This window comes from Kitasatospora azatica KCTC 9699 (assembly GCF_000744785.1).
GTDB lineage: Bacteria > Actinomycetota > Actinomycetes > Streptomycetales > Streptomycetaceae > Kitasatospora > Kitasatospora azatica.
This window is the reverse complement of the sequence record NZ_JQMO01000003.1, coordinates 2,858,974-2,869,947: the sequence shown is the minus strand read 5'-3', so window position 1 is coordinate 2,869,947 and position 10,974 is coordinate 2,858,974. Positions and strand designations below refer to the sequence as shown.

Here is a 10,974-nt window from a genome sequence, read left to right as displayed (position 1 = left end):
ACTTCACTACGCCAAATCCGAGGTGCTTCCAGCGAGGCGGAGCAGCAACGCCTCGCTGGTACCGGGAGCGGCCGCCATCACCACATATGGCAGACCGCCCGGCGTTCCCCCGACCACCCCACAGATACTTCTGCCCCTGTGCGACGAGGGAGAACGAGTCACCACCGACGGGCTGCGGTTGCCCGGGCGGCTTGGCGTGTCCCCAGCCTCACAGGGGCCGGACCACGGGACAAGGGCCGTCCTCCTTCAAGTTCCCGCAACTGCACGAACGTGCAGAATGCCGCTGCGAAGGTCCGTCCACACACGGCTGAGCTGCGGCTATGGCAGAACGTTCGGTCTCGGTCGGCAGCGGGCCCGCGGCGCGGCCGCGACCGGCTGGGGACGGGGGACTCAGTGCATCGCGACCCGCCCGTCGGCGCCGCGCACCGCGCCGTCCAGCGCCTCGGCGCCCTTGACCCGCACGTACGGCAAGAGCCGGGTGGCCGCCAGCGCGGGGTGGGTGAGCGAGTAGTCGTCGGCCCAGACCTCGGAACCCAGCTCGACCAGCCTGGCCAGCTCCGGGATGCCGTCCGAGACGGCGGCGAAGACGCCGTCCTCGACCAGGTAGAGGATCACCCGGTCGCCGGCCTCGGCCAGCGAGACCGCCTCCTTCAGGAAACGGTCCGCCTCGGGTTTGCCCCAGACCGCCTGGCTCTCCACCAGGACGTGCGAGCGTCCGGCCATCACGTGCTCCTCCCCGTCGTCACGCATCCCCCAGCAGAGAGGCTCGCGCAAGGGGGCGGGCACGACAAGGCAGCGGGCAGTGCACGTTCCCGCAGCTGCGTGAACGTGCAGGGACTTGGCGACTTCGGGGCTTGCGGACTTGATGACTCTGCGTCAGTTCCCTTCGCCGCGCCCGCGCATCAGCCAGCCCAGCTGGAACAGGGTCTCGGCCTCGTACTCCTGGCGCAGCCGGGCGATGTGCGCGGCCACGGTGCGCTCGCTCAGGCCGAGCCGGTTGGCGATGCCGCGCCGGCTGAGCCCGCCGGCCAGCAGCCGGGCGATCCGGTCGGCCACCGCGCCCGCGTCCGGGGCGGCGTGCGCCGAGCCCCAGGCGACGCGTTCGGCGCGCTGCCAGTCCCGTTCGAAGAGCTCGACCATCAGCTCCACGGCGGTCGGGTCGGAGACGAAGGCGGCGCTGCCCATGTCGGCGGAGGCGGGGATCACCGCGACCGCCCGGTCGAAGATCAGCATCCGCTGGAAGTCCTCGTCCAGCACCCGGATCCGGGCCCCGTACGGGGTGACGGCGGCGGCATAGGCGCTGGTCGCCGGGTCGGTGCGGGCCACCGGCTGGTAGAGCGTGCGCATCGCGCCGCCGCCGCGCAGGAACGGGATGTCCTGGGCCATCGCCCAGGCCAGGTGGTCGGCCGGGCGGTCGCCGCCGGGCTGGGCGGTGAGCATCTCGGTCTCGGTGTCGGCGACCAGCTGGGCGATCCGGTGCCGGATGCTGTCCCGGTCCTGCACCGTCTCCACGGTGCCGGTCCGCTCGATCCGGCGCGGCGACGCGTCGTAGGCGTGGGCCAGCTCGTCCAGCAGTGCGGGCAGCTCGTCCGCCTGCCGCAACAGGCCGACCGCCCTGGTGCGCAGCATGCCGGCGGCCCGCTGCAGGAAGGCGCGGGGGCTGACGGCGGAGTAGAAGGCGCCGCCGGGCAGGCCGCGGAGCAGGCCGAGGGTGAGCAGGCGGTCCAGTGCGGCGGCGTCGGAGGGCGGGACCTCGGCGGACTTCACCCAGCCGCCCTTGGCCACCACGGCGAGGTAGAGCTCACGGGCGGCGGGGTCGAGGGCGAGCTCCACCGCCGGTCGGCCCGGCTCCGCCTGCCCCATCTGCCCCCCATGCTCTGACGGGCCGTCACGGCGGCCGCGCTTGACTGTCCGCGGCCATCCTGCCAGTCGGTCCCGGCGGGCGCGAGGGTGGGTGAACACTCCTCGCGCCCACCGGGACCGGCTCGGCTCGCGCCGCGACCCGCTCAGCGTACGGCGGCGCGCAGCAGCCGGCCGTCCACCAGTGCGCTCACGGTCCGGGCCGCGGCCACCGCCCAGGCCGTCAGCAGCAGCCCGAACAGCGCCACCGCCAGCCAGCCGAAGCCCGCGAAGCCGGTGTGCCTGGCCAGTCCGGCCGCGCCGGTCACGCAGGTCCCGACCGGGAAGGTGAAGGCCCACCAGGTCAGGCCGAACGGCATCCGGTGGTGCACCAGCGCCCGGACGTTGGCGGCCAGCGCGATCAGCAGCCAGAGCACCGCGAAGCCGATCGCCGACACCCCGTAGAGCACCGCGAAGCCGAGGGCCGGGCCGGCCAGCTGCGGGGCCACCGGGTGGGCGGCGTCGGCGAGCTGGTTGACGGCGGTGGCGGACTGGCCGAGCGGGCCGAGCACCAGGAAGAGCGAGGGGGTGAGCAGCACGGTGGGCAGCTTGCTGTGCACCAGCCCGGCGAAGACCACCGGCAGCACCACCAGGACGGCCAGCAGGCTGGCGCCGAAGAGCGTGCAGCAGCCGTAGAAGAGGGCGGGGCGCAGCGGTTCGGCCAGGTGCGGCAGCAGCGCGGGGCCGAGCGCCGCCGCGACCATCGGCGCCACCACGGGCAGCAGCCAGGTCGGGTTGGCCTTGAGCGCCGACAGCTGGTGCCGGGTGATCATCAGATACGGGATCCCGGCGGCGACCAGCAGCGCGTAGGCGGTGCCGACGGTCCACAGCACGGCGTCCAGCACCACCGCGGGGCCGGTGCCGATCAGCCGGGCGCCGACCGCCAGCGTCCCGTAGCCGACCGCCAGCAGCGCCATCGGCGGGCAGCCGTAGAAGACGGCGGTGGCCGGGTTCGCCAGCAGCTGCTCGCGGGCGGCCGCCCGGTGCCGGGTCAGGTGCACCAGTCGGGCGCCGACCAGCAGCGTCAGCAGGGCCGCCGCGAGCGCCCAGACCAGTTCGGCGAAGCCCAGCTGCCCGGGCACCCGGTAGGGCAGGGCGGCAGCGCCGTTGGCCACGATCGCGGTGCCCATCACGGCGGCGTACCAGTTGGGGCCGAGCCCGCTCAGGTCGAAGGCGGGGCGGGTCGAGGAGCGGGGGCTCGCGGGGCGGGTGAGGACGAGGCTGGTCATGCCCCCACCCTGCGCCGGGGCTTCGCGCGCCGGTAGCCGTCCGTTCGCTATCAGGGCATAACCTGGCCCTATGGCTCTCTCTCCCCAGGTGCCCGAGCTCAGCGCCCTGGAACTGCTGCTCGCGGTGGCCCGGCACGGCAGCGTGGGCCGGGCCGCGGCCGAACTGGGCATCAGCCAGCCGGCCGCCAGCGGCCGGATCAAGGGCATGGAGCGCCAGCTCGGGGTGGCCCTGCTGGTCCGCTCCCCGCGCGGCTCGCGGCCCACCCCGCAGGGGCTGCTGGTGATCGAGTGGGCCCGCCCGGTGCTGGAGGCCGCGCAGGCGCTGGACGCCGGGATCGCCGCGCTGCGCGGGTCGCGGGACGCCCGGCTGCGGGTGGTGGCCAGTCTGACGGTGGCGGAGTACCTGATGCCGGGCTGGCTGCTGGCGCTGCGCGCCGTCCGCCCGGACACCGCCGTGGTGCTGCGCACGGCGAACTCGCAGGCGGTGGCCGAGCAGGTGCTCGCGGGCGAGGCCGACCTGGGCTTCGTCGAGGGCCCCCGGGCGCCGGCCGGTCTGGCCGGCGCCGTGGTGGCCGCCGACCGCCTGGTGGTGGTGGTCGCGCCGGGCCACCGCTGGGCCCGGCGCCGCTCGCCGGTCGACGGCGCGGAGCTGGCGGCGACTCCGCTGGTGCTGCGCGAGCCCGGCTCCGGCACCCGCGAGGTGCTGGACCGCGCGCTGCCCGCCCCCGCGGTCCCGCTGCTGGAGCTGGCCTCCACCACCGCGCTCAAGGCGGCCGCGCTGGCCGGCGCCGGGCCGGTCTGCCTGAGCGAGCTGGCGGTGGCCGACGAGCTGGCCACCAGGCGGCTGGTCGAGGTCCCGCTGACCGGCCTGGACCTGCGCCGCCCGCTGCGCGCCGTCTGGCCGACCGGGCGGCGCCCGGTGGGGCCGGCCCGTGACCTGCTGAGCCTGACAAAGAAAACTTGAGCGCGCTAGACTCAACTTAACTGACGTGGGTAACGACACCTGGAGGAGCACACCACAGTGGCCATGGACGCGAGCAAGTTCACCACCAAGACGCAGGACGCCCTGTCTGCCGCGATCCGGCAGGCCGGCAGCGCGGGAAACCCGGACGTCAGGCCGGTGCACATCCTGCTCGCCCTGCTGGAGCAGCCCGAGGGCATCGCCCGCCCGCTGCTCGAGGCGGTCGGGGCGGACGTGGTCGAGCTGATCGGCGCCGCCCGGCGGCAGTTCAAGACGCTGCCCAGCGCCCAGGGCTCCACGGTCGCCGCCCCGCAGCTGGGCCGCGACACCCTGGCGGTGCTGGAGGACGCCGGCCGCCGTGCCGACAAGCTGGACGACGCCTACGTCTCCACCGAGCACCTGCTGGTCGGGCTGGCCGCCGAGGGCGGCGCGGTGGCCGAGCTGCTGACCCGCCAGGGCGCCACCCCCACCGCCCTGCTGGACGCATTCACCCAGGTGCGCGGCTCCGGCAAGGTCACCTCCCCGGACCCGGAGGGCACCTACAAGGCGCTGGAGAAGTACGGCACCGACCTCACCCAGTCCGCCCGGGACGGCAAGCTGGACCCGGTGATCGGCCGGGACCAGGAGATTCGCCGAGTGGTCCAGGTACTCTCCCGTCGGACCAAGAACAACCCGGTGCTGATCGGCGAGCCCGGCGTCGGCAAGACCGCCGTGGTCGAGGGCCTGGCCCAGCGGATCGTGGCCGGGGACGTCCCCGAGTCGCTGCGCGGCAAGCGCCTGGTCGCGCTGGACCTGAGCGCGATGGTGGCCGGCGCCAAGTTCCGCGGTGAGTTCGAGGAGCGGCTGAAGGCCGTGCTGAACGACATCAAGCAGAGCGACGGCCAGGTGATCACCTTCATCGACGAGCTGCACACCATGGTCGGCGCGGGCGCCGGCGGCGACTCCTCGATGGACGCCGGCAACATGCTCAAGCCGATGCTGGCCCGCGGCGAGCTGCGGATGGTCGGCGCCACCACGCTGGACGAGTACCGCGAGCGGATCGAGAAGGACCCGGCGCTGGAGCGGCGCTTCCAGCAGGTGCTGGTCGGCGAGCCCAGCGTGGAGGACTCGATCGCCATCCTGCGCGGACTCAAGGGCCGCTACGAGGCGCACCACAAGGTGCAGATCTCGGACGCCGCACTGGTCGCCGCCGCCACTCTGTCCAACCGCTACATCACCTCCCGCTTCCTGCCCGACAAGGCGATCGACCTGGTCGACGAGGCCGCCTCCCGACTGCGGATGGAGATCGACTCCTCACCGGTCGAGATCGACGAACTCCAGCGCGCCGTGGACCGGTTGCGGATGGAGGAGCTGGCGCTGGAGAAGGAGTCGGACCCGGCCTCGATGGACCGGCTGGCCCGGCTGCGACGCGATCTGGCCGACCGGCAGGAGCAGTTGAGCGCGCTGACCGCCCGCTGGGAGCAGGAGAAGAAGAGCCTCAACCGGGTCGGCGCGGTCAAGGAACGCCTGGACGAACTGCAGAGCGCCCTCGAACGCGCCCAGCGGGACGGCGACTTCGAGCAGGCCTCCAAGCTGATGTACGCGGAGATCCCGGCCGCCGAGCGGGAGTTGGCGGAGGCGCAGCAGAAGGCGCAGGACGAGGACACCACCGCCTCGATGGTCAAGGAGGAGGTCGGCCCGGACGACGTGGCCGATGTGGTCGCCTCCTGGACCGGTATCCCGGCCGGCCGGCTGCTGGAGGGCGAGAGCGCCAAACTGCTGCGGATGGAGGAGGAGTTGGGCCGGCGCCTGATCGGCCAGAGCGAGGCCGTCCAGGCCGTCTCGGACGCGGTGCGGCGCACCCGCTCCGGCATCGCCGACCCCGACCGCCCGACCGGCTCCTTCCTCTTCCTCGGCCCCACCGGCGTCGGCAAGACCGAACTCGCGAAGGCCCTGGCCGACTTCCTCTTCGACGACGAGCGCGCCATGGTCCGGATCGACATGAGCGAGTACGGCGAGAAGCACTCGGTCTCCCGGCTGGTCGGCGCCCCGCCCGGGTACGTCGGCTACGAGGAGGGCGGCCAGCTCACCGAGGCGGTCCGCCGCCGCCCGTACAGCGTGGTGCTGCTGGACGAGGTGGAGAAGGCCCACCCCGAGGTCTTCGACGTGCTGCTGCAGGTGCTGGACGACGGCCGGTTGACCGACGGCCAGGGCCGCACGGTGGACTTCCGCAACGCGATCCTGATCCTCACCTCCAACCTCGGCAGCCAGTACCTGGTGGACCCGACCGTGCCGGACCCGGCCAAGAAGGAGCTGGTGCTGGACAGCGTCCGGTCCGCCTTCAAGCCGGAGTTCCTCAACCGGCTGGACGACATCGTGGTCTTCGATCAGCTGGGCTCGGCCGAGTTGAGCCGGATCGTGGACCTCCAGGTGGCGAAGCTGGGCGAGCGCCTGCGGGACCGCCGGCTCACCCTGGACGTCACCCCCGCCGCCCGCGACTGGCTCTCGCTCACCGGCTACGACCCCGCCTACGGGGCCCGGCCGCTGCGCCGGCTGATCCAGTCGGCGATCGGCGACCAGCTGGCCAAGGCGATCCTCTCCGGCCAGGTGCACGACGGCGACACCGTGCTGGTGGAGCGGGACGAGGCGGGAGACCGGCTCACCGTGCGGGCAGCGTGACCAGGCCGCTACCGACGGGCGTCGCGCCTTCTCGCCCGGCGGGTCGGCGCCGCTCCGGGAGAGCCTGTGCCGAGGGCCCCGGATGAGGCAGGATGGAGACATGGAAGGGCGGCCCCTCGACCATCAGCCACCCTCGTTGCACCTGTGAAGGGACCACCCCGTGAGCATTGACCCGTCGTCGATCCCGTCCTTCGGCATGCCGCAGCCCCCCGCCGGCGGCGGCCGCCCGGCCGGTCCGCCGCCGATCGTGGTCCCGGACCAGGCCCTGGTGACCCAGCTCCTCGACCAGATGCAGCTCAAGCACGTGGTGGACGAGGAGGGCGACCTCACCGCCCCCTGGGAGGGTTTCCGCGTCTACTACATGTTCCGCGGCGACCAGAAGGAGCTTTTCGCGGTCCGTGCCTTCTACGACCGCCCGTACACGTTGGAGCAGAAGTCCGAGATCCTGGACCTGATCGACGAGTGGAACCGTGAGACCCTCTGGCCGAAGGTCTACACCCACACCCACGAGGACGGCATCGTCCGGCTGATCGGCGAGTGCCAGATGATCATCGGCACCGGCGTCAACCTGGACTACTTCGTCACCACCACCGCCAACTGGACCCAGGCGGCGGTCGGCTTCGAGCAGTGGATCGTGGAGCGCCTGGGCCTGCAGGAGGACATCGAGGGCGAGGACGGCACGGGCACCGAGGACGAGGCCTGATCCCTCCTCCCCCTGCGCCACTCACCCGGCCCGGCCCGCCCTCCCGGCGAGCCGGGCCGGTGCGCTTCCGCCCATCACCCCATCACAGGAGCCCTGTGCGTCTGCTCTCCTTCGACCGGGCCGAGCGGCTGATCGACCGCTACCGCAGCGCCGGCGCCCACGCGACCCGGCTGGCCACCGCCCCCGGCCTGACCCATCTCACCTGCCTCAGCATCGCCCCTGGCGGCACCATCGGCACCCATCCCGCACCGGTCGACCAACTCTTCCTCGTCATCGCCGGCGCCGGCTGGGTCAGCGGCCCCGACGGCGTCCGCATCCCCGTCACCGCCGGCACCGCCGTCCACTGGTCCGCCGGCGAGGACCACACCTCCGGCACCGACAGCGGCCTCACCGCGTTGGCCCTGGAAGGCGCGGACCTCCACCTCTTCGAGCCGGACTTGTGACGCCGGACGGGTAGCGCAAGGATGAGCCGCGACTACCAGGCGTGAGGAGCCGAGATGAGCGCAAGGCCGCTGCTGAACCGCAGGCTGGCGGGAATGGGCACGACCATCTTCGCCGAGATGTCCGCCCTCGCCACCGCCACCGGCTCGATCAACCTCGGCCAGGGGTTCCCGGACACCGACGGGCCTGCCTCGGTCGCCCAGGCCGCCGCCGACGCCGTGCTGAACGGTCGCGGCAACCAGTACCCGCCCGGCCCCGGCATCCCCGAGCTGCGCACCGCGATCGCCGAGCACCAGCAGCGGTTCTACGGTCTGAGCTACGACCCCGACACCGAGGTGCTGGTCACCGCCGGCGCCACCGAGGCGATCGCCGCCGCCCTCCTCGCGCTGCTGGAGCCCGGCGACGAGGTGATCGCCTTCGAGCCGTTCTACGACTCCTACGCCGCCTGCATCGCCATGGCCGGCGCCGTCCGGGTGCCGCTGACCCTGCGTCAGCCCACCTTCCGCCCCGACCTGGACGAGCTGCGCGCCCTGATCACCCCGCGCACCCGACTCCTCCTCATCAACACCCCCCACAACCCCACCGGCCTCGTCCTCGACCCCTCCGAACTCGCCGCCATCGCCGAACTCGCCATCGAGCACGACCTCCTGGTGATCACCGACGAGGTCTACGAACACCTCGTCTTCACCGGCACCCACCACCCCCTCGCCGCCCTGCCCGGCATGCGCGAGCGCACCGTCTCCATCTCCTCCGCCGGCAAGACCTTCTCCTTCACGGGATGGAAGGTCGGCTGGGTCAAGCCCTGATCACCTACCTATTTGTTGGCGAGCTGAACACCGGGCCGGATGGTGGCGCGCTGCCCGTCCCTGGCCCCTCTCCCGGAGTGGGTGACGTCAAAGCGTTCTCGCTCATATGACGGAACGTTCGATGTGTGCGAATGCACGGGAACGCACAGCAATCTGTGCGCACTCACGACATACTTCTCCCATGGTGGGGGTTGATCTTCCGGAGCCGCAGGGACAGCAGCGCGAGGTCGTCTACCTGACTGCGCAGGGGCATCTGGTGGTGCTGGGCACAGCAGGCAGCGGCAAGACGACGATGGCGGTGCACCGGTCCAGATATCTGGCCGGGGCACCCGGGATCGGCGGGCCGACGCTCCTGCTCACCTTTAACCGGGCACTGGTGACGTACCTGAAGTCTGTCGGCGCCCACGCGCCGGGTCTGACCGTGGAGAGCTACCACAGGTTCGCGTTGGGCTACCTGCGCTCGGTGACCGGCCGCCCGATCTATGTATGCAAGATCAAGAAAGCGCTGGTCGAGAAGGCCCTGATCGAGGTCCGGGCGACCACGCAGCGAGCGGTGGCCGACCGCCCGCTGGACTTCTTCCTGGACGAGTTGCACTGGATGTCTGGCCATGGGGTGACCGCCGAAGACATCTACCTCAACGGGGTACCGCGCATCGGCCGGGGCACGCCTCTCGCGCCGGCCGACCGGGCCGTGGTGTACCAGGTGTATCGCCGGTACCTCGAGCTGCGCGCCGCCTCCGGCGTGAGTTTGGACTGGGACGACGCGGCCAGTCAGGTACTGGAGCACCTGAAGACTGACGCGCGGGCGCGCCGCTACCGGCACATCGTGATCGACGAGGGCCAGGACTTCACCCCGGAGATGATCCGCTCCCTCGCCGCGGCGATCCCCCAGGACGGGTCGCTGACGTTCTTCGGCGACTACGCGCAGCAGATCTACGGCAGCCGAATGTCCTGGCGTTCTCTGGGGCTGTCGGTCCCCAGCAAGGTCGAGTTCGAGCAGAACTACCGCAACAGTCGGCAGATCGCCCGCCTGGCGCAGGCGATGTCCGACATGCCGCACTTCCGCGACGAGGTCGACCTGGTCGCTCCGCGAACGCCCACCGCCGATGGGCCTCTGCCCACAATCGCGACGGTGGCCTCGAAGGCGGAGCAGTTGCGGCAGGCGGCCGCCTACGCCAACGGTCTGGCCGCCGACCGGCGAGTCGCCGTGCTGATGCGCACCCGCGACCAGGAGTCAGCGCTGCGGCAGCATCTGGATCCGCGCCACCGGCACTACCGGATCCACCGCGAGCTTCAGTCGTGGCCGCAGGGGCCCGGCGTGTTCTACGGCACCTACTCCGCCGCGAAGGGCCTGGAGTTCGACTCCGTGATCCTGCCACTGTGCGACGCGGACGAGCTGCCCAAGCCGAGCGAGGTCGCGGCCCACGGCCTGGAGGAGGCTATGGCGCGGGAGGCACGGCAGCTGTACGTGGCGGTCACCCGCGCCCGCAGCGAACTGGTCATCCTGCGGTCGGGGCCGCTGACTGCGCTATTGCCCGACGCAATGTCAGACCTGTTCCATAGGCTGCCTTCATGACGGGAATCTGGGAGCGGGCGCAGCAACGTGGTATCACGCGGCTGTGCCACTTCACCAAGGCCGTGGGCCTGGGCCATATCCTGGCCTCGGGCGAGCTGCGAGGCGCGGCGGAGCTGCGGGAGGGCACCGAGGGGTTCAGGCCCACCGACCAGCAGCGCCTGGACGGCTACCTGCACCACATCAACTGCAGCATCGAGTACCCAAATACTTGGTACTTGGACCGGGCCCGGGCCCAGGATCCGCACTTCAAGGAGTGGGTGATCCTCGCGCTGGATCCCCAGCTACTGGACCTGCCGGGGGCGGGGTTCTGCCCCTACAACGCCGCCCGCCGGGGCGGTGCGGGAGTCGCCGAGGGCCTAACCGCGTTCGAGGCCATGTTCGCGCCGGAGGTGACCGGCAACGCGCTCCGCCGGCGTGGCGCCGGGCATCCGGCCTGGGCACCCACCGATGACCAAGCCGAGCTGCTGCTACCCGGGCCGGTGTCCGCCGCCCGGATCACTGCAGTGATCGTCCAGTCCGAGGAGCAGGCCGAACTCGAGCGGTACCGGTTGACCGTGCATCTGGGCACCGGCAAGGTCCTGCCGCCAATGCTGGTGGCGCCGACACTGTTCGACAAGTATCAGCTCAGCAACCTGGTACGGGCCGGGAGGCGTCCCACCGAGCGTCCCGTGAATCCGTGAATGACTCTGGCAGAGTGACCC

At 72.0% G+C, this 10,974-nt stretch carries 9 protein-coding genes and 1 pseudogene; 7 read left to right on the top strand and 3 right to left on the bottom strand.

From position 1 onward, the window contains the following. Positions 1-390 precede the first annotated feature (390 nt). The 3 genes from BR98_RS23450 to BR98_RS23440 all read right to left on the bottom strand — a co-directional run bounded on the left by BR98_RS23450 (position 391) and on the right by BR98_RS23440 (position 3,128). A complete protein-coding gene (locus tag BR98_RS23450) occupies positions 391-723 on the bottom strand; it encodes a hypothetical protein (RefSeq protein WP_035847334.1) in 333 nt (110 codons plus the stop codon). 153 nt (positions 724-876) lie between these two features. After that, positions 877-1,863, bottom strand: a complete 987-nt coding sequence (locus BR98_RS36605) for a LuxR C-terminal-related transcriptional regulator (protein WP_051970112.1) — start codon at positions 1,861-1,863, stop codon at positions 877-879. 143 nt (positions 1,864-2,006) lie between these two features. Then, positions 2,007-3,128 (bottom strand): SLAC1 family transporter, encoded by a 1,122-nt coding sequence (locus BR98_RS23440; protein WP_035847333.1) that lies wholly within the window; start codon positions 3,126-3,128, stop codon positions 2,007-2,009. A 70-nt stretch (positions 3,129-3,198) separates the two neighbouring features. Between BR98_RS23440 and BR98_RS23435 the strand changes: the two genes are divergently transcribed. The 7 genes and pseudogenes from BR98_RS23435 (at position 3,199) to BR98_RS23405 (ending at position 10,953) form a co-directional block, all read left to right on the top strand. Then, positions 3,199-4,092: a LysR substrate-binding domain-containing protein gene (locus BR98_RS23435; protein WP_035847332.1), complete on the top strand. Its 894-nt coding sequence runs from the start codon at positions 3,199-3,201 to the stop codon at positions 4,090-4,092. Between the two features lie 63 nt (positions 4,093-4,155). Next, positions 4,156-6,747, top strand: coding sequence for an ATP-dependent chaperone ClpB (clpB, locus tag BR98_RS23430; protein WP_035853599.1), 2,592 nt, complete (start codon positions 4,156-4,158; stop codon positions 6,745-6,747). 160 nt (positions 6,748-6,907) lie between these two features. After that, on the top strand, positions 6,908-7,450 hold the full coding sequence (locus BR98_RS23425) for a type III secretion system chaperone family protein (RefSeq protein ID WP_035847330.1): 543 nt from the start codon (positions 6,908-6,910) through the stop codon (positions 7,448-7,450). A gap of 95 nt (positions 7,451-7,545) precedes the next feature. Beyond that, a complete protein-coding gene (locus BR98_RS40475; protein WP_035847329.1) occupies positions 7,546-7,893 on the top strand; it encodes a cupin domain-containing protein in 348 nt (115 codons plus the stop codon). Positions 7,894-7,947: 54 nt separating this feature from the next. Next, a pseudogene (locus BR98_RS23415) lies at positions 7,948-8,688 on the top strand (aminotransferase class I/II-fold pyridoxal phosphate-dependent enzyme); the annotation flags it as partial. 115 nt (positions 8,689-8,803) lie between these two features. Beyond that, positions 8,804-10,273, top strand: a complete 1,470-nt coding sequence (locus BR98_RS23410; RefSeq protein ID WP_232247496.1) for a 3'-5' exonuclease — start codon at positions 8,804-8,806, stop codon at positions 10,271-10,273. Next, the gene (locus BR98_RS23405; protein WP_051970111.1) at positions 10,270-10,953 is read left to right on the top strand and encodes a DarT ssDNA thymidine ADP-ribosyltransferase family protein; all 684 of its coding nucleotides are present in this window, start codon (positions 10,270-10,272) and stop codon (positions 10,951-10,953) included. Before BR98_RS23410 ends, BR98_RS23405 begins: the two co-directional genes overlap by 4 nt. Positions 10,954-10,974: the final 21 nt, after the last annotated feature.

Excerpts from the sequence above, each read along its gene's own strand:
- BR98_RS23450 (WP_035847334.1), bottom strand. The coding sequence starts at position 723 with ATGGCCGGACGCTCGCACGTCCTGGTGGAGAGCCAGGCGGTCTGGGGC.
- BR98_RS36605 (WP_051970112.1), bottom strand. The coding sequence starts at position 1,863 with ATGGGGCAGGCGGAGCCGGGCCGACCGGCGGTGGAGCTCGCCCTCGAC.
- BR98_RS23440 (WP_035847333.1), bottom strand. The coding sequence starts at position 3,128 with ATGACCAGCCTCGTCCTCACCCGCCCCGCGAGCCCCCGCTCCTCGACC.
- BR98_RS23435 (WP_035847332.1), top strand. The coding sequence starts at position 3,199 with ATGGCTCTCTCTCCCCAGGTGCCCGAGCTCAGCGCCCTGGAACTGCTG.
- clpB (WP_035853599.1), top strand. The coding sequence starts at position 4,156 with ATGGACGCGAGCAAGTTCACCACCAAGACGCAGGACGCCCTGTCTGCC.
- BR98_RS23410 (WP_232247496.1), top strand. The coding sequence starts at position 8,804 with ATGACGGAACGTTCGATGTGTGCGAATGCACGGGAACGCACAGCAATC.
- BR98_RS23405 (WP_051970111.1), top strand. The coding sequence starts at position 10,270 with ATGACGGGAATCTGGGAGCGGGCGCAGCAACGTGGTATCACGCGGCTG.